19 protein-coding genes are annotated in these 21979 nt (G+C 57.8%); 9 read left to right on the forward strand and 10 right to left on the reverse strand.

Features of this window, described 5'->3' with window-relative positions; translation table 11 throughout:
• Positions 1-61 precede the first annotated feature (61 nt).
• From ACFO1S_RS08865 to ACFO1S_RS08875, 3 genes are all read left to right on the forward strand, one after another.
• Positions 62-625 (forward strand): DUF1700 domain-containing protein, encoded by a 564-nt coding sequence (locus ACFO1S_RS08865; RefSeq protein WP_204602717.1) that lies wholly within the window; start codon positions 62-64, stop codon positions 623-625.
• The gene (locus tag ACFO1S_RS08870) at positions 622-1491 is read left to right on the forward strand and encodes a DUF4097 family beta strand repeat-containing protein (protein ID WP_204602716.1); all 870 of its coding nucleotides are present in this window, start codon (positions 622-624) and stop codon (positions 1489-1491) included. Before ACFO1S_RS08865 ends, ACFO1S_RS08870 begins: the two co-directional genes overlap by 4 nt.
• A 90-nt stretch (positions 1492-1581) precedes the next feature.
• A complete protein-coding gene (locus tag ACFO1S_RS08875; RefSeq protein ID WP_204602715.1) occupies positions 1582-2163 on the forward strand; it encodes a hypothetical protein in 582 nt (193 codons plus the stop codon).
• Positions 2164-2187: 24 nt separating this feature from the next.
• On the opposite strand, the gene ACFO1S_RS08880 is transcribed toward ACFO1S_RS08875, so the two are convergent.
• Entirely contained in the window at positions 2188-3063 is an 876-nt protein-coding gene (locus ACFO1S_RS08880) for an SDR family oxidoreductase (protein WP_204602714.1), read from the reverse strand.
• Positions 3064-3189: 126 nt separating this feature from the next.
• On the opposite strand from ACFO1S_RS08880, the gene ACFO1S_RS08885 reads away from it, so the two are divergent.
• Positions 3190-3708 carry a helix-turn-helix transcriptional regulator gene (locus ACFO1S_RS08885; protein WP_204602713.1) on the forward strand — a complete coding sequence of 173 codons (519 nt, stop codon included), beginning with the start codon at positions 3190-3192 and terminating at the stop codon, positions 3706-3708.
• Positions 3709-3831: 123 nt separating this feature from the next.
• On the opposite strand, the gene ACFO1S_RS08890 is transcribed toward ACFO1S_RS08885, so the two are convergent.
• Entirely contained in the window at positions 3832-6864 is a 3033-nt protein-coding gene (locus ACFO1S_RS08890; RefSeq protein ID WP_204602712.1) for an EAL domain-containing protein, read from the reverse strand.
• A gap of 223 nt (positions 6865-7087) precedes the next feature.
• On the opposite strand from ACFO1S_RS08890, the gene ACFO1S_RS08895 reads away from it, so the two are divergent.
• The 3 genes from ACFO1S_RS08895 to ACFO1S_RS08905 are packed head-to-tail and all read left to right on the forward strand — an operon-like array spanning position 7088 to position 10227.
• Complete coding sequence (locus ACFO1S_RS08895; protein ID WP_378126621.1) at positions 7088-8428, forward strand: hypothetical protein; 1341 nt, start codon at positions 7088-7090, stop codon at positions 8426-8428.
• Entirely contained in the window at positions 8358-9092 is a 735-nt protein-coding gene (locus ACFO1S_RS08900) for a glycosyltransferase (protein WP_378126623.1), read from the forward strand. Before ACFO1S_RS08895 ends, ACFO1S_RS08900 begins: the two co-directional genes overlap by 71 nt.
• A 4-nt stretch (positions 9093-9096) precedes the next feature.
• The gene (locus ACFO1S_RS08905; protein WP_204602710.1) at positions 9097-10227 is read left to right on the forward strand and encodes a glycosyltransferase family 4 protein; all 1131 of its coding nucleotides are present in this window, start codon (positions 9097-9099) and stop codon (positions 10225-10227) included.
• Between the two features lie 28 nt (positions 10228-10255).
• Here ACFO1S_RS08905 and ACFO1S_RS08910 read toward each other — a convergent pair whose 3' ends face one another.
• From ACFO1S_RS08910 to ACFO1S_RS08935, 6 genes are all read right to left on the reverse strand, one after another.
• Positions 10256-11377, reverse strand: a complete 1122-nt coding sequence (locus ACFO1S_RS08910) for a glycosyltransferase (RefSeq protein ID WP_204602709.1) — start codon at positions 11375-11377, stop codon at positions 10256-10258.
• Positions 11378-11421: 44 nt separating this feature from the next.
• On the reverse strand, positions 11422-13176 hold the full coding sequence (locus ACFO1S_RS08915; protein ID WP_204602708.1) for a tetratricopeptide repeat-containing glycosyltransferase family 2 protein: 1755 nt from the start codon (positions 13174-13176) through the stop codon (positions 11422-11424).
• The gene (locus ACFO1S_RS08920) at positions 13169-15196 is read right to left on the reverse strand and encodes a glycosyltransferase (protein ID WP_204602707.1); all 2028 of its coding nucleotides are present in this window, start codon (positions 15194-15196) and stop codon (positions 13169-13171) included. The genes ACFO1S_RS08915 and ACFO1S_RS08920 overlap by 8 nt, the downstream gene beginning before the upstream one ends.
• A gap of 98 nt (positions 15197-15294) precedes the next feature.
• On the reverse strand, positions 15295-15771 hold the full coding sequence (locus tag ACFO1S_RS08925; RefSeq protein ID WP_204602706.1) for a CcdC protein domain-containing protein: 477 nt from the start codon (positions 15769-15771) through the stop codon (positions 15295-15297).
• A gap of 156 nt (positions 15772-15927) precedes the next feature.
• The gene (locus tag ACFO1S_RS08930; RefSeq protein ID WP_204602705.1) at positions 15928-16908 is read right to left on the reverse strand and encodes a DUF6385 domain-containing protein; all 981 of its coding nucleotides are present in this window, start codon (positions 16906-16908) and stop codon (positions 15928-15930) included.
• A 16-nt stretch (positions 16909-16924) separates the two neighbouring features.
• Positions 16925-17179: a DUF6385 domain-containing protein gene (locus ACFO1S_RS08935; RefSeq protein WP_378126666.1), complete on the reverse strand. Its 255-nt coding sequence runs from the start codon at positions 17177-17179 to the stop codon at positions 16925-16927.
• A 362-nt stretch (positions 17180-17541) separates the two neighbouring features.
• Here ACFO1S_RS08935 and ACFO1S_RS08940 point away from each other — a divergent pair, with 362 nt between their 5' ends.
• Together ACFO1S_RS08940 and ACFO1S_RS08945 are read left to right on the forward strand one after the other, a co-directional pair.
• On the forward strand, positions 17542-18075 hold the full coding sequence (locus ACFO1S_RS08940; RefSeq protein ID WP_204602703.1) for a hypothetical protein: 534 nt from the start codon (positions 17542-17544) through the stop codon (positions 18073-18075).
• Positions 18076-18092: 17 nt separating this feature from the next.
• Entirely contained in the window at positions 18093-18674 is a 582-nt protein-coding gene (locus tag ACFO1S_RS08945; protein ID WP_204602702.1) for a hypothetical protein, read from the forward strand.
• Between the two features lie 11 nt (positions 18675-18685).
• On the opposite strand, the gene ACFO1S_RS08950 is transcribed toward ACFO1S_RS08945, so the two are convergent.
• Positions 18686-20311 (reverse strand): glycerol-3-phosphate dehydrogenase/oxidase, encoded by a 1626-nt coding sequence (locus ACFO1S_RS08950; RefSeq protein ID WP_378126627.1) that lies wholly within the window; start codon positions 20309-20311, stop codon positions 18686-18688.
• A 174-nt stretch (positions 20312-20485) separates the two neighbouring features.
• Entirely contained in the window at positions 20486-21976 is a 1491-nt protein-coding gene (gene glpK / locus ACFO1S_RS08955; protein ID WP_204602700.1) for a glycerol kinase GlpK, read from the reverse strand.
• Positions 21977-21979 lie beyond the last annotated feature (3 nt).

The following is a 21979-nucleotide window of genomic DNA, read 5'->3' on the forward strand; positions in this document are numbered from 1 at the left end:
ATGCCACATCAATCTCGCTGCGCTATAATAAGCTCAGGCATACGGAAAGGAAGATTATCCCATGAACAAACAGTACTTTATGGAGACGCTTCGCTACTCTCTCTCGGCGATGCCCGAGAAGGAGCGAAACGATCTGTTGCAGGATTACGAAGCTCATTTCACATATGGCAGAGAATGCGGGCGCACTGAAGAAGAAGTTGTACACATGCTGGGAAATCCCGTTCTTGTCGCTCAGGAAGCGATGGGGCGCTGGTTTCCGACTCCGGCTCCGGCTTACCCGGCTCAGCCGCCTTCGTCCAAGAGCATTCCCCGAACGATCGGCATGATGCTTGCGCTTTTCTTCAAAAGTTTGTTTGCGATTCCGGTGTTCGCGGCGTTATGGGCGTTTCTCGTTGCCGCAATCGGAGTTGCCACCGTCGGGGTATTGGCCCCGGGCGCGCTGGCGCTGGAGCATTTTCTGTACGACGGATATGCGACCTATAAGGTCTATCTGGCAATCGGCTATGTCGGGGTCGGCATGCTGATGTTCGCCGTATCTCTTCATTACGGGAAGTGGCTGATGCGCGTATCCAGAAGCTATATCGGCTGGAACGGCAAGAAGGAAAGAGGGAGAATTCGAGCATGAGAACATTTTGGTATTTCACCGCATTCTGCCTCATCATTATCGGAGGCGTAGGCGCATTGAATTATGACTGGCAATCGGAGAAAACCGATCTGCCTTCCTTCGAAAAGGAATGGTCCTTCTCGGCCGACGAATTGCGCAGCTTGCACATCAAAAGCGATTATAACGTTAAGCTGACCTTCGCCAAGAGCCCGGACGGCCGCAATAGCGTATTTCTGAAAGGCCAGGGAACGGAGAAGATGATCGAAGAGACGAACGCCACGGTCATCTCGAACGGCACTCTCCAGCTCGATCTTGTCCGCAAGCCCAAGAAGTTCATCAACTTCTTCGATTTCAATTTTACAAGCACCAAAGAAGAGATTGTCGTCTCCCTCGCAGACGGCGCCAAGCTCGACGCTTTGAGCATGAAGCTCGATTCCGGGAATCTCGATCTGGTCGATGCGGCGCTGCTGCCCATCAAGAAAGTCGAATTGTCCAGCGATTCCGGCAACGTTACGCTGAACAACTTCAAGAGCGACACGCTGTCCCTCAAGGTGGACTCCGGGAATATCAAGAGCGACCGTATCGAAACCGCGCTTACCGCTTCCGTGGACACAGGTAACATTACCCTGGAGAATGTCGTCGGCGCCGCCGACATATCGGTGGACTCCGGGAACGTCAAGCTCTACAAGCAGGATTTTTCTATTGTCGAGATTTCTAGCGATGTCGGAAACGTGTTTGTTCAGGTGCCTTCCGGATTTACGGGATTTTACGATTTGAAGACCGATACAGGCAGAGTCCAATCTCCTGAATCTCTGCGTCAGACATCTGACTATATTAAGGTCAGAACGGATACCGGCAATATCACCGTAGAGGAAGCCGCTCCCTGAGAGGTTACGTTCTCCCCCGTTCGCGGTTAGTAATAGAAGGAATGTACTCTATCATTGATAACTCTGAGGATTGCAGAGGAGGTTGTCCGATTGTTCTCTTTTCTGACCACCGTGATTTACGGAAGCGCGCTGCTCCTGACGCTTCTCTCGTGGATCGCAGGCCGCAAAGCATCCAGATTGCTCTACGGAGGATCGGCGGAAAGGCTGAACCGCAAAATTCGCAAGCAAATGGTATGGGTCGCTTATCTGACCGTTCCCGCTCTTGTCGTCGTAGCCGCCACGTTGACCATGGCCTCGTATATGGATTCCGCCTTCTGGAAGGAGCGCGTGCTGCTTCATTTGCCGCTGACCCTTATTCCGCTTCTGGCAATGTGGGCCTTGTCCATGCCCCGCCTGATGAAGCTGTGGAAGATGACACGCACGATGACGGGAGCGCCGCTGCCGCTTGATATCCGCCGGCAAGTGGCGCATCCGCTCGCCATCGTTCCCTTCCAGATGTCGGCGCTGGGCGCGGGAGCGACACTGTATTTTCTATTCGTCACATCCGTATCGCTCCAATTGACCCGCACTCTCATACCGATTCTGCTGCTGGCCGTCGTCACCGGGATTCTCTGGATCGCCTACGACCGCCGGAGCGACAAAGCCGGTCAGCCGGAGGCCGTTGCTTCCTAAAGCGGAAAGAGAAGGATCAAGACATCATATCCCCTCCCGCTCCGCATGCCTCCCCCAATGGGGACGCCTTCCGTCTACGTCTTCGATGCCGTATTCGTCGGACAGTCCCCAGGATGTGAACGCTTTGCCCGACTTGCTCATGAGATCGGAGTCGGCCGCCAATGCAACTACTCCTCGCCCGAGGAAAAACGGGGTTTCCGATTGCAGAAAATGGCGATCCTGAAGCCCCGCCTCGCGCCAATTCTCCTCCGTTACTCCGAAATAATCCAGCATTTCCTCCGATCTGAGAAAACCCGGCGTCACAGATACGGCCGCCACGCGATGCGGCCGGAGCTCCGCAGCAAGCGCCTCCGCCAGATGAACGACGGAAATCTTCGCCAGACTGTACGGCAAATTACCGCGATAGCGGTAATCGTAGCCGTCCGTCACCTCGATCACGAGCCCCTGCTTCCTGCCCACGAGAAGCGGAGCGCCGTAATAGCTCGTAATCATATGAGAATGGACCGCCCTTCTCTGCATGAGAAGCGCCTTGTCCAGCGAAGCTTCCCAGAACGGAGTGCCCCATTCGGTCAGCTTCTCGCCGCCCCACACATCGTTCACTAGAATGTCCAGTTGGCCGTCCTGCTCCTCTCTCACTTGCTCGAACAGCCGCCGAACCTCCTTTTCCTCGGTATGATCCACCCGGACACTAATGCCTCTTCCCCCTTGGTCATTGACCATTTGCGCGGTTTCCTCGATCGTCTCTTGCCTGCCGATATCCGACGGGGCTCCTTTGACGCTTCTTCCCGTGACGTACACCGTGGCTCCCGCCGCTCCGAGCATCATGGCGATCGCCCTGCCCGCTCCCCTTGTCGCCCCCGCTACAAGCGCAACCTTGCCTTCCAGCGTCCTCTTCTCCATTGCGGTTATCCTCCTTGAATGACCTATAGTTTGTTCCTGCTCTGCCAGCATAGCCTTCCATTATGACAGCTATTGTCATATATATCGGGTATACTGAAACCAGCATTCCGAAAAGGAGGCTCATGCATGAGAGCCGACCGTCTGTTAACCATTCTCGCGCTGCTTCAGGCTCACGGAAGATTGACGACTCGCGATATCGCCGGACGACTGGAAGTGTCCGAGCGCACCGTTCATCGCGATATGGAGGCGCTGACGACAGCGGGTATCCCCGTGTATGCGGAACGCGGGTCATCGGGAGGCTGGTCGTTATCCGAAGGCTATCGCCATCGCATCACGGGCATGACAAGCGGGGAGATCCGTTCCCTGCTTCTTGTTCACGATTCCAGCGTCGTCAAGGATTTGGGGCTGAACGAACAAGCCGACACCGCGTTCGACAAGCTGCTTTCGGCCCTGCCGGAAGCCGTCCGCAAGGATGCCGAATACGTCAGGAATCGCATCCACGTAGACGGTGCGGGCTGGCATTCGGCTCCAGCGCGCGAATCGCATCTGAAGCTCGTTCAGGAAGCGGTATGGGCCCAGCGCAAGCTGCGCATAAGCTATCGAGGCTGGGACGCAAGCGAGGATACCGAGCGTATAATAGAATAATATACCATTTCAACGGGGACTTTCCCGATCCTGCCGCACAAGGCAACTTCCCGTCAAAAAAAGCCGCAGGAGAACGTCCCGGCGTCCTCCTGCGGCTCCCCACGCTATTCCTCCTGCTCGCTCCTACCAATTCGCGATTTCCTTGAAATACGCAATAAATTGCTCCGAGGTCATCGGGCGACCGGTAAAAAAGCCCTGAATTCGATCGCATTGCAATTGCTGCAGTCTCTGCAGCTGCTCCTCCGTCTCGACGCCTTCCGCCGTAACGGAAAGCCCGAGACTGTGGGACATATCGATAACGGCCTTGGCAATGGCCAAATCGTCGGAATCCTCGATCATATTCAGAATGAAGGACGGATCTATTTTAACGATATGAACGGGCAGCTTCTTCAGCCACAAGAGCGAGGATTGACCGATGCCGAAGTCGTCTATCGCAATCTTCACCCCGATGCTGACAAGCTCCCCCAGCATTCGGATGCTGTGCTCCATGTCCTGCACCGCCGTATGCTCGGTAATTTCCAGGCACAGGTTAAACGGCTCGATTCCGGTCTCCTCCAGCACCTTGCGCACGATCTCGGGAAAATCGTCCTGCTGGAACTGCAGCGCGGAGATATTCACCGAAATGACCAACGACGGCATTCCCGCCCTTATCCAACGCTTGCATTCCCGGCAGGCCCTCTCCAGCACCCACTGCCCGATCGGAACAATCAGCCCGGTCTCCTCCGCCAGAGGAATGAAGTCTCCGGGCTGGATCGTCTTCCCGTCGGAGGAATTCCATCGGATTAGCGTCTCGGCGCCGTACACCTTGCCCGTAGCCAGCGCCACCTGAGGTTGAAAATTAAGCGTTAGCTCCCCCCGTTCCAGCGCGTATCTAAGCGCCGATTCCATATTAAAGCGCTCCACCCTCTTCGAGCTAAGAGCGGGAGTGTACACCTTCAATTGATTGCCGCCGCTGTCCTTCGAGTAATACATGGCCAGATCGGCGAACCGGATCAGCGCGTCGACATCCTCGCCATCGCAAGGATAGACGCAAGCGCCAATGCTTGCCGACAAATAAAACTCCTGCCCCTCCAGCACAAAGGGCTTCTTAAGCAGCTCAAGCATGCGATTGGCGACGTGATGGATTTCTTCCGCGCCTTCGATTCTGGACAGCAGCACAATAAATTCATCGCCGCCCAAGCGGGCTACGACATCCTGCTCCCCAACGCACTCCCGCAGCATCCCGGACGCGTGCTGAAGCAGCAAATCCCCCATGTGATGACCCATCGTATCGTTCACGATCTTGAAGCGATCCAGGTCGATCATCATGACAGCCAGCTTCAGCCTGTCATGCTCCCGGTCAGCCATCGCCGCAAGCACCTGCTCCTTGAACATCAGCCGGTTGGGAAGTCCCGTGAGCGCATCCCGGTACGCCATTTGCGTAATCCGCGCTTCATTGATCTTCTTCTCGGTAATATCGGCCAAGGAGCCGATAAGCCGGGTTGGCGTACCTGACGCATCCCGTACGATATCCCCTGCGAGATAGACCCATAGCCACTGGCCCTCGGCGCCCTGAATGCGGAACTCCAGCTGGATGGGCTGAATGCTCAGACCGGAGAGCGTGAATGCAAAGCCTACTCGTCTCCGATCCTCCGGATGAACCAGCTTCAGCAGCGAACGCGGTTGACTCGTCAGCTTCGAGGCCGACATATTCAGAATCTTGTGCGCGCGAATGTTCCATTCAATCTTGCCCGTGGTCAGATCCCAATCCCAGATTCCGTCGTTGGTCGTCCGCGATACAATCTCCAGCTTCTCGGCAATCGATCGAACCTGCTCGAACAGCAGCTCCCGATCCAGCGCGACGGCAAGAATCGTAAAGGTATGACGCGAAAGATCGTTCGCAACGAAATTGTTGAGCGGATCGAGCGGGCCGGCCAGCGCGATGTAACCCCAATTTTTCAGTTCGGAGGTTACAGGATGCAGAATGACGATATCCTCTCCGCCCGGACGCGCTCCGTAAGGCAAATAATCAAGCGGGGGAAAGCTTTGCAGATCGTACTTCCGGCCCTCCGGGGGCACCTGCTCGCCGCGTTTGCTGAACGTCTGCCGCACGGCCAAGTGACGCCGCCCTTCCTCATCCTCCTCCCACAGCGCCAGACATCCCCAGTGTGCGAGGTTCCAGAACAGCTTGGAGATATCGATCCTCTCATCCTTTGTTGCATTGATCAGACTCTTCGTCATCTGATAGTTATTCAGAGTAATGCTGTGAAGGGAGCTCCGCAGTTGAGACAGATTAAGCAGATAACGGTCGAAATCGTCCGATGTCGTGAATTGGCTTCTCTCGGAGCATGCGCAGGACGACCTGACGATCAGCTCCGCGGGGACGAAGATCGCCCGTTCGTTGTCAGAAGCACGCCCTTCCATGAGTTCGAACGCTCTGCGGACTGCCGCGTTCGCCATCTGCTCGAAGGGCTGGCGAACGGTGGTCAGGGACGGATAATTGATCGCCGCTTGATGGATGTCGTCAAATCCCGTCACCGCGTAATCGCGCGGAACCTGATAGCCTTTGCCGGCCAGGCAATCGATAGCGCCCAGAGCGTTCAAATCGGCCCCTGCCGCGATCGCGGTAAAAGGCGCGCTCCGATGAAAGAGCTCCTCCGTCGCGAGGCTGCCGCCTTCAAGCAGGTTATCCTTGGTCTTGACGACCCATCTCTCGTCGAAGGGAATTTCGCCCTCCTCCAGCGCATCCCGATAACCCTTGTAACGCTCTTGGAGATCGTACTGGTCCAGATTGCCGATAAAAGCGATCTCGCGATGACCGTGATCGATAAGGTGCTTCACCGCCGCTTTCATGCTCGAACGATTCTCCACAAGGACGGAATGCCCGTTCGGAAAGGGCGACTGAAAGCCCACACATACGAATGGCTTCCCGCTCTCGCTCAGCAGCTCCAGGAAAGAAGCGCTTGCAGAAGGAAGAATCACAATCCATGCATCGATCAGTTGAAGGGCAAGTGGTTCTACCAGCGCAGTGATGCCCAAGTAGTCGTCTGCAACCTGTATGGCGAATAGCTGAGATTGTCTCTTCCGAACGGCCTGGTGAATATGAGGAAGCAGCCTTCCGTAATATTCGCCGTCCAAGTGCGGCGCGATTACGCCGATCCGGTATTCTTGAACCATGGTGCTCCCTGCCTTCTTTCGTAAGTCGCGTGCAATACAATTCATTATACTGACAAGTTTCAACATCATCCCGCAAAATTCCTCTTATCCGATCGTTTATTCCCCAAATAATCTCCCGAAATGTTACCAATCGCCTCAGACACCCTTTGCCTTCCGCTGCCATAAAATGCTCCCATACGCTCCCGGTCCGCCGGAGAGCATGCACGGGGAGGCGCTGCAAGAGATGGCAATCGCGATTTTCCCCCACGTTCCTTGGTCGCGGTTCCCTTATGCGCGAGCTTTAGCCGCCTTGCGCAATCGGAGAGCCGTCTATTACGTCACGGAGGATACTCGCACGGAGGGTTACCCGGATTGGCTTGCCCCTCTCAATCCCGAAGAAGCCCGAGCGCGGCTGAAGCGTCCGGAGCTTGCTGTCGTTACGCATCCCTATTGGATCGGAGATGCCGCCGCCCTTCGCGCGGAGCGGCTTCTTGTTCTACTGCCGGAGGGCATTCCGGAGGAGGGCGAGGCGCGTTGGCGCGATCGGCTGCGCCAATGCGCCGCCCTCGCCGATCTGTTCGCCGCCGAGTCCGAGGCGCTTTATCTGGAACAATCGCTGAAGAAGGAGGCCGCGCTGCTGCTTAGAGATTCCCGTGAGCTGGCGGGAATCGGAGAAGACCGGTCAAACCAAGCGACAGACCCTCCTCCCGACTGGGAAACTTTCCTGGAGAGGGCCATAGCGAGCTTGCTTGCGGGCGAATCCGCTCCAATCAAGGCGGTAACGGAACAGCGGCAGTTGCTGGCGCACGGTTACGAAGACTTGCGGCAACGGATCGGGCCGCACGAAACCGTATCGTTCCTGCTGGCCGTCTATGACTATTTGCTCATGCGCCCCGAAGCTCCTTCCCTTCTGCTGGAAGCGTTCCTGCACGCCGTTCGCCTTGGACGCGCGGACAGTCTGCAGACGCATTACCGTTTTCTGTCCGCGATCTTGGCAAGGCAAGGAAGCTTTCCCGAAGCGCTGGATGCTTACGGCGTGTCGGCACTGGCTGAGGAAGACCGCTTGCGCTACGAGGAGCTGTGCCGACTGGCTGAGGCGGGACTCGCAACGCTTGCGCAGGCGCAATTGCTTAGATACAACGATGACTGGAACGGCGCTCTCGCCCTTCTGGCCGAGGACGCTTCGCCCGCAGCTGCGGCCATTCGGCTTCGCATTCTGCTCGACGCGGGCCGCTGGGAAGAGGCCCTGTCCATCCTTACCCCCGAGCGCCTGATTCAACCCGGCGACCGGAGGGATTATCTAGTGCTGCGGGGCCGGGTTGGCGTGCTGCGAGGAGATCGGCATGGAGGCATCGGCGATCTGCTTGCCGCAGTCGAGATGGATCGCGACGCTCTGGCTTATATCCAGGAAATCAGAGCTGGAGATGAAGCTTTGTCTCGTCTGCGATCGCGATTGCGCACGGAAAGCGAAGGACGCGGCAGCAGCCGTTCGACGACGGAAGGGGGAACAACTGGTGGAAGCAGCGCGGAGGGTGCGGAAGAAATCCGGGAACAAGCTGACTGCCATGATGCAGGTTCGCAATGAAAGCGGGCAATATCTGACCGAGGTGCTTGAGCGGCTTGTCTCCTTCGTGGACGAGATTGTCATCGTCGATGATGCCAGCGAGGATGATACCGCGGAAATCTGCCGGAGATGCCCTAAAGTCGTTCGGCTCGTCGAGCTCCCCCAGCCCTTGTTCCAGCAAGAATGGCGGCTGAGAACGCTGCTCTGGCAAGCGGCGATGACCACGGACCCGGATTGGCTGCTGGCGGTCGATGCCGATGAGCTGTATGAAGCAAGGGCCTGCTCGGAGATCCGATCGCTGATCGATCAGGATCAGTATGATTGGGTTGCCTTTCGTTTCTACGATCTCTGGAATGGCCGCACGCAATACCGCGATGACGAATGGTGGGGAATTCACCGTCGGCATACGATGGCGCTCGTTCGTTATTTGCCGGGCTTTCCTTGCCTATATCCGCAGCAGGATCATCATGTGCCGCGTCTCCCTATCACCTACACGGCCTTGCCGGGCAAGCTGAGCGATCTAAGGGTGCAGCATCTGGGCTGGTCCGGCGATTGGGAATCCAAGCTCCGCAAGTACCACAGGTACAAAGCGCTTGACCCCGAGGGCCGCTGGGGAAACCCCGCTCAATACGAATCCATCCTTGATCTGAATCCCGCGCTGACGGAATGGAAGGAGGAAATTTGAAGCTATGGGCACGGTAAGCCTGCTAACGCACAGCTTCCTGGACGGATACAATCAAAATTTCGGACGGGTGTTCGGCGGGGGGCTGGAAAGATATTTGGACGAGCTGTGCGGCGTCATTCGAGAGCTTGGAGAGGAGCCGGAGATTCATCAGCTCTCCTACTTCGAAGCCTTCGAGCGGGAATGGGAGGGAATCAAGGTCTACGGCCACCCTTATGACTTTGACCGCATTCCCGCAGCCTTCGAAGCCATGGCCGAGCGGGCGTCGGGCTCCTTGATCTATGCCAGCTGCATTTGGCACCCGATTCGTTATCGGCCGGGCAGCTTGGGCATTTGTCACGGCATCAACTGGGATATGCATCAGTTTCCCCGGGACATGAAGAACGAAGTGGCCGACGCCATACAGCTCGCCCTGGACAATCTGTCGGTTGTCGTTTCCGTCGATTCGCATTTTCTGACCTATTGCCGCTCCGTATGCCGATTCTCCGGCTCGGGACATATCAAAGTGATCCCCAATAGCGTAGACACCGCGTTCTTCGTCCCCCGCTCCAACGACGGGGGCGCCGGCAACGCGGCGCGGCGCAAGCTGCGCCTTCTGTATCCCCGGAGACTGAGCATGGAACGCGGGCTTGTCCCCATGATGCGTCTGACGGATCATCTGTTGGCGAAGTATCCCGATCTTCTCGAAGTCGAATTCGCCGGCGAGCTCGTCCGGGGCAGCCCTCCGGGGGATGCCTTCGAGCTCTGGCATGAAGCCCATCCGGAGCGCGCATCGATCCTGCAGCAGACCTACGATTTTGCATCGATACGGAATGCCTATGACGCAGCGGACATCGCGATCATTCCGACCGTATTCTCGGAGGGCACTTCGTTCTCCTGTCTGGAAGCGATGAGTTGCGGCCTACCCGTCGTCGCTACCAACGTCGGCGGCCTAAATGATCTCATCATCGACGGACATAACGGCCTGCTGGTCGAGCCTGCGACCGAGGCTCTGATTCCGGCGGTAGAGCGCCTCGTGTGCGACGCGGAATTGCGCCGGAGCCTGGGACAGCAAGCTCGCCGCTCTGCCCTCGCCTTCGACAAGTCCTTGTGGCGGCAACGATGGAAGCAGGTATTGAAGGACTATCTGGCTCGATAGGACGAAGACGGTCCCAGGCAAGACAAGATCACTTCAGGACCGCCAGACGCGCTTTCGCGGCAGCGAAGGCGGGATGGAGAAGAAGCGCGCTTCGGTAGGCTTCCCGCGCCTCCTCGATGCGCCCCGCCCGTTCCAGAACGAAGCCCTTCCAATACAAGGTTCGGTAGGTGCCCGCTCCCGAGCTGCTGGAATAGCGTTTGGAGCAATCTCCCGCCGCCAGCGCGTCGGAGAGATAAGCCAAAGCCGCTTCTTCCTCTCCCTCATCGGAAGCCAGCAGCGCGCGCAATTCCAGCAGATCGGGAAAATCGGGCCATTCCCGAAGCGCCTCGTCCGCCAGCCTTGTCGCTTCCGGGCGCCTTCCCGTCTCCCTAAGGGAAAATACCCGCTTCAGAAAGTAATCGGACAGATACCCCGCATCCGACGGGACCAGCCGGCGCATATGCTCGAACGCCGCCAGCGCCTTCCCGTACTCTCCCCGCTGAAAATGCTCCGTCCCCAGCGCATACAGCCAATAAGGCTCCTCCGGCTCCTTCCTCATGATCGCCTCCAGAAGAGAGCGATTGCGCTCGTGCTTACGCTTGGCGGCGATAATCCGATCCAAATAGCCGTAGTGGCGAATCAGCGCGAGATCGCCCGCATCCGCCATGCCTGTGGGGGACGCGCGAAGGATCGCGGAAGTCACCTCCTCGTGAATCGCTCCCGAGAAGCGGATGCGAGGATCATTGCGAAACAGCCGGCACACGGAGTCCGTGACGAATTCCTCTCCCTCCCCGACATAGCTCTGCACACGCAGCTGGTAACCGAAGACCCCTCGACTCTCCGCATCTCGAATCAAGCCTCGCAGCCCCGTCCAAGGCAGGGAGCCGGCCAAATCCTGCGCAAGCAGCTCCTCATCCGCGTCCAGAATGAGTATCCACGGCTGAGAGGCGAGGGAGACCGCAATATTCCGCGCCTCGGCAAAGCTCTCCCGCCAGGGAACGGAAACGACCATCGCTCCGTAAGAACGGGCAATCTCCCGAGTACGGTCGACCGAGCCGGTATCCACGACAACCTTCTCGCAGACGGCTCCCGTTACCGAAGAGAGAGACCGGTTCAGCATCTCCTCTTCATCTCTGACAACCATGCACAACGATATCCCGATTTCGGACAAGCGCTCCCCTCCTTTGCCGCACCGCTCCGAATGATCCCGCCCTTTCACAGGCCGTCCTCCGTCGGGAGCCTGAGCCTCGTTGCCGCCAGCGCCTCATCCCGCATCCCGCCCTCCGCTCCGACGACTGCCCCCAGATGGCGATCGGCAAGCGCAGACAAGCGCAGCGCCAATGCATCCGCCCCTTCCGGCCTGCTGTCCGGCTGCTCCAGAAGCTGAAGCCACAGCTCCGTTATGCGGTCGAACGCCTCTCTCTTTCCGCCGGCTGCGCTCCCGGCAAGCAGCCGGCCCAGTTGCGGCCAGATCATTGGAGCAGCCATACGATTTTCCGCATCCGTATCTCCTGCCAACGCTCTAGCGACCGGCTCCCGCCAGGGCCCGCTTCCGCCGCTTAGCCAGCGCAGTTGCTCGGCGAACGCCCCCAGTTGAAGCTTGGCTTTATCCTCCCTGACCTTGCCAAAGGACGCCGTCAGCTTATGCCGCGCAGACCTGGAATCCCCCCTCAGAAGCTCGACTTCCGCCAGCGCCATTCGGCGCATCGCCTCGGGCAGCCGCCGTCCCCGCTTGTGATGCAGCAGGTCTGCCGCCGCTCTGGCGCAGCCGCATTGCAGCAAAATCGCGACAATCTTGGCCCACGCTCCGTCGGAGGTTAGCCGGAAATCCTCGGCCAGCCGGCGTGGAATATCCCCTTCGCGGCCGGTTACGCGGAGGAGATGAAAGATCCGGTATAACGGCGGAGTCAAGCTGGCGCAGGAATTAACCGCTTCCTTGTACCACAGCAGCGCTTCTTCATAATCCCCTTGCTCCTCTGCAACCTCGCCGAGCAAGTAAGCCGTCTGATAGGTCCCGATGCCTTCCTCGGTATGGTACGAAGGCGGAGGGGCTCCCCGTTTCATCGCCTCCAGCAAGGAAGCAACGGCTTCTCCCGGCCTGCTCAGCGCTCTCTCGCATTGGGCTCGGACATGCCATAGATCGGTGTAATCCGGGAACAGGCTTAACGCTTGCCGAGCCAGCTCCAGCGCTTCCTCCCACTGTCCCAGGGCCTGCTTGCAGCGAATCTCGTATTTGGCCAGCAGATGGGCATAGCTGACGGCCAGCGGATCAATCGCCGAAGAAGCCTTGCGGAAGTGCAGGAACGCTTGCTCCGGCTGTCCGGAGCGCAAATACTCGACGCCAAGATTGTATCGGTAGAAGGGATCGTCGGGCTCCGCTGCGACAGCCTCCTGCAGCAGCGTCATGTTTCGATTCACTTTATCCTTCGCTTCGACATAAGCCTGCTGATAGCCGTAATGGTGAATGACGATCTCCGTCAGGTGAAAGGGCGCACCGGGACTACGCTTGACGATGGAAGCCGCGATCTGCTCGTGAATCCGGCCTTGAAAGCGATGCTCCGGCCGGTTGCGAAAAAGCCGGAGAATCGGATTCACCGTCGCCCCTTGCTCGCCATTGCCCACGTAATTGCGAACCTGGAGGAAGAAGCCTTCGTATTCCTCCAAAGCCGCCCATTGACGAAGCTCCGAGCGATGGGTAGATTCCAGCGCCTCATCCGCATCCAGGAACAGAATCCACTTTCCCTTCGCCGCTTCCAGCCCCTTGTTCCGGGCCGCCGCAAAGTCGCCGTTCCACGGCTCATGAAGCACCTCTGCCGCGAAGGCCCGGGCGATGGCCACCGTCTCGTCCGTGGAGCCCGTATCGACGATCACAATCTCGTCCGCTGCACCTTGCACGCTTTCCAGGCAACGGGATAGCGTATCCGCCTCGTCCTTGACGATCATGCACAGAGAGATCAACGGCTCAACCATTCGCATGGCCCCTTTCCGCCCCGGTCCATCGAATCTGCCAAGGCAGTCCCCTCATGAGGCGCAGGCTCTCGTTCAGCCGCTGCCGCTGTTTGGTCAGACGCGGATGCCCCGGGTGCCGCCGCAAGCCGTTCTCCGCCACGGCAAGGGCCATCCGCGCGTAACACTCGGCCGCTCCCAGGCGTGCATCCTGATAAGCGGAATCTTGCTCAAGCGCACGCTCGAACAAGGAAGCCGCCGTTGCATAATGCTCTCTCAAGAATAAAATCTGTCCGAGACTGGCTAACCCCTCCGCATTCAGGCGATCCTCCTGCAGCAAACGCAACAGGCGATCGGCCGCACGCAGGACGTAACCCCTGCGAAACAGCCGCAATGCCAGCGTCTCTGCCGATTCCCCCCTCGCAGCCGACAACGTCTCCCCCAGATCGGCCAATCCGGTCGCCAGCGCTTTTTCGCTTAACCGCTCCGCCGCTTCCAGGAAAGCCTTATCCTCCGGCGCGTCATCTCCGGTATTCCCTCTTTGTGCTGGCGCTCCCTTCAACTGGAGCCGCTCCCACAAGCGCTTCAAGCCCGCCGCCTCCTTATCGCCAAGGGCGGCAGCCAGCCAGTCCGGCAACGCGGTCCCCCGGTTCATGACAGCCAGTATGGCGTAATCAAGCGTTTCCGGCTGGACTCCCTCTGTCTCGTCCATGTCCTGATGAACGACTTGCTCCACTTCGGAAAATGCCCCCAAGGCCGTCAGACAGCGGCATTCCAGCTCCGAATGGCGAATACCGCTATCCTTCAATAAGGCCAGCGCCTCCCGATGGCCCCCGATGCCAGCTAGTGCCTTAGCCGCCATTAGACTCGTTCGACTGTGCTCCCGGATTCCTGGATAAAGACTGTAGAACCGCTGACTTACATCGTCCGATGAGCCTCCCGCTTCTGCCAACGCTTCTGCCCATCCATGCCAGGCAGCTTCATAACCCGGCTCCGAGGCTAAAGCACCCTGGTAAAGCCTGTCCGCCAATGTCCATTCTCCGCTTGATCGGGCGATCTCCGCCAGTGCCGTCCATGGTCGGAAGGAATGCGATCCATGCAGGCAAATGTAAGAACTCCTCGCCTCCTCGCCGCAATTCGCTGCAGCTTCGTAAGCCTGACAGGCCGCCTCCAGCCGTCCTTGAGCCTGAAGGCACTGCCCCCGCAGCCAATGCAGATCGGCATAGCCGGGGTAATGCTTCGTTTCCTCTGTCAGCAGTTGAGCCGTTGCCGCCCGTTTATCCAATGCAGTCAGAAGCAGGGCATAATCCCGGACCAGCGTCGGGCGATATGCAGCAGCCCCAGGCGCGAGGGCCAGCGCCTCCTCGAACAGATGAGCGGCCTCCTCCAGTCTGCCAAGCTGGCAGCTCGCCACGCCAAGATTGTATCGTAAGAAGGCATCGCCAGGACTGTCGTCCAGCATCTGCTCCAGCAGCCGCAGATTGCGGAGCGCCGTGCCTTTCCTTGCCAGTTGCTCCGGCATATAACCGTCATGAATCAGCTTAATCGGACTAACGGATGCGCCGGTCGCCGGTCTCCCGTCATCAAGCACAAGCTGCTCATGGACACGACCTTCGTAACGAAAGCCGCAGCCGTTGCGGAACAGGCGAATCGCCCGGCTCGTCAGCTCGTCTTCCGGCCGCTCTCCGATTCTGTGACGAAGAGCGACCTCGCAGCAGTCCTCTCCAACCGACTCCAGATAGGCAGACAGAGCCTCTGCTCCTTCACTTACCGCCTCATCCGCGTCCAGCACCAGAATCCATTCCGTCGACGCATGCGTTAATCCTGCGTTGCGCGCGGCGGCAAAATCGTCGGACCATGGCCAATCCACCACTTGCGCGCCAAGTCCGCTTGCGATCCTCGCCGTTCCGTCCGTCGAGCCCGTATCTACAACGACAATCTGCCGAGCCCATGTTCGAACGCTGTCCAGGCAGCGTCCAAGCAAATCTTCCTCGTCTCTGACAATGAGCTGAACGCCAATGGTAGGCGTCTTTCCCGATGCCATCGCCTTCCCCCCGTAACAAAAAAAACATGAAACCTAATTAAAGGCTTCATGTATCGATATGTCGGAGCAAACAGGGATGTGCTTTGTTGCCGGCCGGATTAGGCCGCAGACTTCGGAGCGCTCAAATATACTTTGCGGAATTTGAAGTAGGAGGCAACTCTCCACGGGACAATGTACGCGATGAGCAAGGTCATGAACAGAGAGGACATCGTTTCCGGATCAATGCCGTCCAGGAAATCGCGCAGAACAAACCGAATGGCGATTATGCCCAGGAAGGAAATGAAAAATCCCATATTCTTGACGGTGTAGATTTGTTGGTCCTCTCTACGCTCGTAGTTGGTTGTATAGATCAGAGGCAGCGACAGCAGACCGCCGATTCCGATTGCCGCAAGCCACTCCCATGCCGGACCGTGCACTTTCGGATTGAGAATCAAAAACAGAGAGGGCAGAAAAAAAAGCAACGGACGGATCAGGCGCGTCCCGTTTCCTTGTATTGGCCGGAACATGCTGCGGCTTCTGCGCCAAATGACCAGTCCCGCTATCAGGATTGCAATCGGGAAAAAAGAATACTCCATATCGAATCACCTCATGTATGTCTTGATTTAAGCATACATGATCCTGAGCAAATCCGTTAGTGACGATAGTCATTTTTCCACCCTTCCGTCTGTCTTCGCTGAATGCAGAAGAGCACGCAGCCTGGAGGAGGCCGCATGCTCTCGATATCCTTGTGACTATGTGCCCTGCGCGTTAAACAGCACATCTATTGTCGTCGAATTTCCGGTAGCGCTCGATTTGTATGACAGCCGCGTATATTTCAAAAACCGCTGCGGAACGAGAACGTCTACCGAGCCGACCGCAATGCCCGTGACGGTATCGACGTCGTCGAACCAGTTCGTCCCGTTCGCGCTGACCTCGACCCGCGCATCCACTTTGTTCGCTCCCGGCCCTCTGTTGTACACGAAAAACGAATACGTGCCCAGCACGCTTGTCGTAACCGCCGCAAGCGCCGTAAAAGCATCGGCCGTAGCGACGTTCAGATTCTGGCTCTCAATGAAGCTCTTCTGCGAGATGGAAGTGACGCTGCTCAGCGTTCCCGCCGTAATCGTCGCTCCCAGCACGCTTGTGATCGTACCGTTCAACAGGTTCGTCAGCGTTCCCGCCGTAATCGTCGCTCCCATTACGCTTGTGATCGTACCGTTCAACAGGTCCGTCAGCGTTCCCGCCGTAATCGTCGCTCCCAGCACGCTTGTAATCGTACCGTTCAACAGGTTCGTCAGCGTTCCCGCCGTAATCGTCGCTCCCAGCACGCTTGTAATCGTACCGTTCAGCAGATTGTTCAACGTTCCCGCCGTAATCGTCGCTCCCAGCACGCTTGTAATCGTACCGTTCAGCAGATTGTTCAACGTTCCCGCCGTAATCGTCGCTCCCAGCACGCTTGTGATCGTACCGTTCAGCAGGTTGTTCAACGTTCCCGCCGTAATCGTCGCTCCCATTACGCTTGTGATCGTACCGTTCAGCAGGTTCGTCAGCGTTCCGCCTGTAATCGTAGCCGCCGAGACGGTAATATTGCTAATCGTGCCGTCCATGATGACGCTCAGCAGATTTCCGCTAGTATCCGTAGTTAGCGGCTTGGACACTCCGGCGGCATCTTGACCGAAAATCAAAGTGCGCAAATGATCCGGATTCGTATTAAATACCGTAAAATTGGGCAACTGCCGTCCTCCTCCCTCAAATCACCGATTGAGCCTGATAATACACATCAACGATCGATTTCCGTCCCGGTTCTAGCGCGCGCAAGGCTACCCTCGCGTAACGAAGGAATCTCGCGGGAACAAGTGCCGCCGTTTTTCCTGCCGCGACAATCTCCTCCGCGTCCTCGGCAAAGTGTTTGCCGTCGGGGCTGATCTGGATACGGGCGACGATAGAATCTTCACCCCGATTAACAATGCCGAAGGAATAAGTAGTCTGACGGGACGTATCCATAACAGGCAAATATCGCTCCTCCCCGGTAGCGGAGATGGACAATGCCTCTGTCTGGGTATATCCAGGGCAATACGCGGGGGGCCTTTGCTTGCGGCAGGGCCGCGGCTTCAGCCGCCGCCTCTTCCTTGGCTTGCTCCGTTTCGCAGCGGAGCATCCTGTCGTTTTCCCCACGGTATCACCCCCTGATCTCTCCTAAAATATGAATCAAGCCGCCGTTTGGAAACGGCATGCGCCTTTTCCTTGACCGCCCGGATATTCACACACCCTTGTACCATCGCTTGCACATACACTGTCCCAGCGAGACCTATCGGCTTGCGCAATTGCAGGGCTGCTTCCGGCAGCCGGCAAAGGGGACGAGACCTTTGACTAACAATTCCGTGTTTAACCAATCGAATAGTCCTTTATATACGCAATCCACCAATACCTATCTGGTTCCGGGAATTGGGAACGGCCCGGCAGGAGACGCCGCCAAATCCGGCGCTTTCTATATATTATCTTCAGGGAGCGTCAGCGTGGGGGCCGGGGCTAGCCTGCTGATTCAGGTTGCAAATCCGTCAGGAAGCGGCAAAACGTTGTATATGAACAGTCTTTTGGGGGGAGTAACGGGCGCGGCAACTGTGAACGTGCTCAAGGGGGGAACCATTCCGGCAGGAACGACTCCGACACCCTTTAACGCCAATTTCGGCAGCTCCAATACCAGCGTCGCGACGGCTCGGCAGAACACCGGAACGTTGACGGGAACCTCAACCGGCTTCTTGGCGATCCCTTTGACGGCGGGAATGTATTTCATCGAGTTCGGCGGAGGCATTGTCGTGCCGGCTAACCAAACGCTGTCCGTTACGGTGGGAACAGGCGCCTTGACGGCCTCGGCCGTGCTGTCCTGGTGGGAATACTAGAGAAGGAGCGCTTCATCATGCCTAACGATTCCTTGTTTGATTCGTCGGCTCACCCCCTCTACACGAGGTCTATAAATACCTATGCGTCTCCCGGAACAGTCGCGGCTCCCGATATCGGAGCGGCTCAGACCGGCAGTGAATACAATGCAACGGCGACAAACTCCGCCTCCCTGGGGGGGCTGGGAGGCTCGGTAATCATCGCCTTGCAGCTTGCCAACCCGGCCGGCAGCGGCAAAACCTTGTATGTGTCCCTGATCGCAGGAGGCACCTCAATCGCACTCAGCCTGTTATCCAGCTTCTCGGCTACGTTGACCGTCGCGAAAAACGCAACCCTCGCCTCTCCGGCAACCGTTACCCCAACGAACAGCAATTTTGCCAGCGCGAAAACAAGCGCAATGACCGCAAGCTCCTCCACCTCGGCTCCTTCCGGAGGCACCTCGGTTCTGTCCCTGCCCCTTGTCGCCGGACAGGTGGAGATCGTCCAGCGCGGCAATCTGGTCGTACCGCCGAATAATTCGATCACCGTCACGCTCAGCGCTTCCTTGTCGGTTCTTGGCGTGCTTGGGGCAACCGCGAATCTGATGTGGTGGGAAGGATGATCCCGCTCCGGTTACGGCCCCTCCACCGGGGTAACCGCATCGCGGAGGCCTTCTTCGAGCTCGGCCGCATACGCCGCCGAGCTCTCGTCGGTCCAGCCCAGCATATCCTTCATTAGTGCGACGACACCGGCTTTGCAGCGGCGCACCCCATCGATATCGAAGAACATTGCGCCGGTACGGCGAACGAAGAAGTCGACCGGCTTCAGCGCCATCTCCTCTTCAACCGCATATTTCACCCGTACGAACACATCCAGCGGAAGACCGTAACGCTGCGCTTCGTCCCGCGCCTCCGCGCCGTAACGGTATACGCAATCCGCATTGGACCCGTAGAACTTTGCCAACCTCAGGCTGGCCTCCGCCGATAATCCGACGGCCTCGCCCTGCTTCGCCCTGCTTGCGGCATAGGATGCGAAGCGCTCTGAGCCTCCTACGTCTCCGCCGGATATCGCCATTCCCTTCGTCAAGCAAGGCTTTGCTTGCACCTGGCCCTGCAGCCTTCTCGCTACAAGATCCATCGTATCCTCGGCCATCTTGCGATAGCCTGTCAGCTTGCCTCCGGCAATCGTAATCAGCCCGGAAGCCGACTCCCAGATTTCGTCCTTGCGGGAAATCTCGGACGGATTTTTCCCCTCTTCATAGATTAACGGGCGGATGCCTGCCCAGCTGGATTCCACATCCTGTACGGTAATGCGGGTTTCAGGAAACATGAGGTTGATGGCATCGATGATGTACTGCCTGTCTGCTTCCGTCATGCCCGGATGAGCCTTATCCCCGTCATAGAACGTATCCGTAGTTCCGACATAGGTCTTGCCGTCGCGCGGGATGGCAAACATCATGCGCTTGTCGTCCGTATCGAAGTAGACGGCTTGCCGCAGTGGAAACCGTTCCCGATCGACCACCAGGTGGACGCCCTTGGACAGCCGAAGCTTCTTTCCCCGTTTAGAGCGATCCATCTCCCGCAGCGTATCGACCCAGGGGCCTGTGGCGTTGACGACCATTCTGGCCCGTACGTCTCCCGCGGTTCCCGTCAGCAAGTCCTTGACGGTCGCGCCGCTTACGCGTCCGTCCTCATAAGCGAGCTTCTCTACTTTGACGTAATTCAATGCCGTCGCTCCGTATTCAACCGCACGCTTCATGACTTCGATCGTTAAGCGCGCGTCATCGGTACGGTATTCCACGTAATATCCGCCTCCCCGCAAGCCGTTCTTCCGAAGCAGGGGCTCTTTTTGCAAGGTAGCCTCGGCCTTAAGCATCTTCCGCCTTTCGCTCCGTTTGACGCCGGCCAAATAATCGTAGACACGCAGCCCGACCGAGGTTGTAAACGAACCGAACGTCCCTCCCTGGTAAATCGGCAGAAGCATCCACTCCGGCGTCGTGACATGGGGGCCGTTCTCATAGACGATGGCCCTCTCCTTGCCTACTTCGGCCACCATCTTCACCTCGAATTGCTTCAAATAACGAAGACCGCCATGCACCAGCTTCGTAGATCGGCTGGACGTTCCCGCAGCGAAATCCTGCATTTCCACCAAGGCCGTGCGCAACCCCCGGCTTGCGGCATCCAGGGCGATCCCGGCTCCCGTAATGCCGCCTCCTACCACCAGCAAGTCATAATGCTCATTCAACATTGTCTCTAGCATTGCCGATCTATTTTTTCCCGAGAAGGTACCCATCTCCATCCCAAGCTCCCCGCTTTCTGTGCAAATATAAAGAGACCGCAAACTCATCATACGCCAAAGCGTACAATGCGAAGCGGTCTCTCAGCATCTCAAACCCTGATTATTTACTTGTTTTCACTGTACCACAGCGAGCGTTTATTTGAAAGCCATAGCCGCCCTCACCGCTTTGCCCCATCCTTCATAAAGAAGCTGCGCATCCGAGCTAGCCATCGACGGAGAGAAGGAACGTTCCATGCTCCACTGCCTAGCGATCTCCTTGTCGCTTTCCCAGAATCCGACGGCAAGACCGGCGAGATACGCAGCGCCCAGCGCAGTCGTCTCGTTCACGACGGGGCGTTCAACCGGAACGCCCAGCAGATCGCTCTGGAACTGCATCAGAAAATCGTTCTTCACCGCACCCCCGTCAACACGCAGCGTATGCAGATGGATGCCGGATTCGGCCTCCATGGCCGTCAGCACGTCTCTCGTCTGATAGGCAAGCGATTCCAGCGTGGCCCGAATGAAATGCTCCTTGGTCGTTCCCCGCGTGAGGCCGAAGACCGCTCCGCGAACGTCGCTGTCCCAGTACGGCGTGCCCAAGCCGACAAAGGCCGGCACGACGTAAACCCCTTCGGTAGAAGCAACCCGAGCCGCATACCGCTCGCTATCCTTGGCGTCGGCGAACATGCGGAGCCCGTCGCGCAGCCACTGAATGGCCGATCCGGCGACGAAGATGCTTCCCTCCAATGCGTAGACGACCTTGCCCCCGACGCCCCAGGCGATTGTCGTGAGCAGGCCGTGCTCGGATGCGACCGCCTTCTCTCCCGTATTCATGAGCATGAAACAGCCGGTTCCATACGTGTTCTTCGCCATTCCGCTTTCGAAGCACGCCTGGCCGAACATCGCCGCCTGCTGGTCTCCGGCAATGCCTGCAATCGGCACCTCATACCCGAAGAAATGGTGCGGATCGGTCAGACCATAGATTTCCGACGAAGGCTTTACTTCCGGCAGCATCGCTTCGGGCACCTGCAAAATATCCAGGAGCTCAGAGTCCCAGCAAAGCTCGTGAATGTTGTACATTAGCGTGCGGGACGCGTTGGAGTAGTCAGTCACATGGATTTGGCCCCGGGACAATCTCCAAACCAGCCAGGTATCGATCGTGCCGAACAGCAGCTCGCCGCGTTCCGCCCTTTCCCTTGCCCCCTCCGCATGATCGAGAATCCACTTGACCTTCGTCCCGGAGAAATAGGCGTCGATTAGCAGCCCGCTCTTGCTCCTGAACGTATCCTCATGGCCTGCCAGCTTCAGCTCTTCGCAGATTTCCGCCGTCTGGCGCGACTGCCACACGATGGCGTTATGAACGGGAACCCCCGTCTCCTTATCCCATACGACCGCAGTTTCCCTCTGGTTCGTAATCCCGATTCCCGCAATCTGCAACGGCTTAATGCCGGATTCGGACAGCACCGTCGCGATGACGGCCAGAATCGAGCCCCAGATTTCATTCGGGTTATGCTCCACCCAGCCCGGCTGGGGATAGTATTGCTTGAATTCCTGCTGCGCGATGCGTACGATTTTTCCCTCATGATCGAATAACACCGCTCGCGAGCTTGTCGTGCCTTGATCCAAGGCCAAAATATATTTATCCACCGA

The sequence above is a fragment of the Cohnella boryungensis genome (assembly GCF_042651945.1).
Lineage (GTDB): Bacteria > Bacillota > Bacilli > Paenibacillales > Paenibacillaceae > Cohnella > Cohnella boryungensis.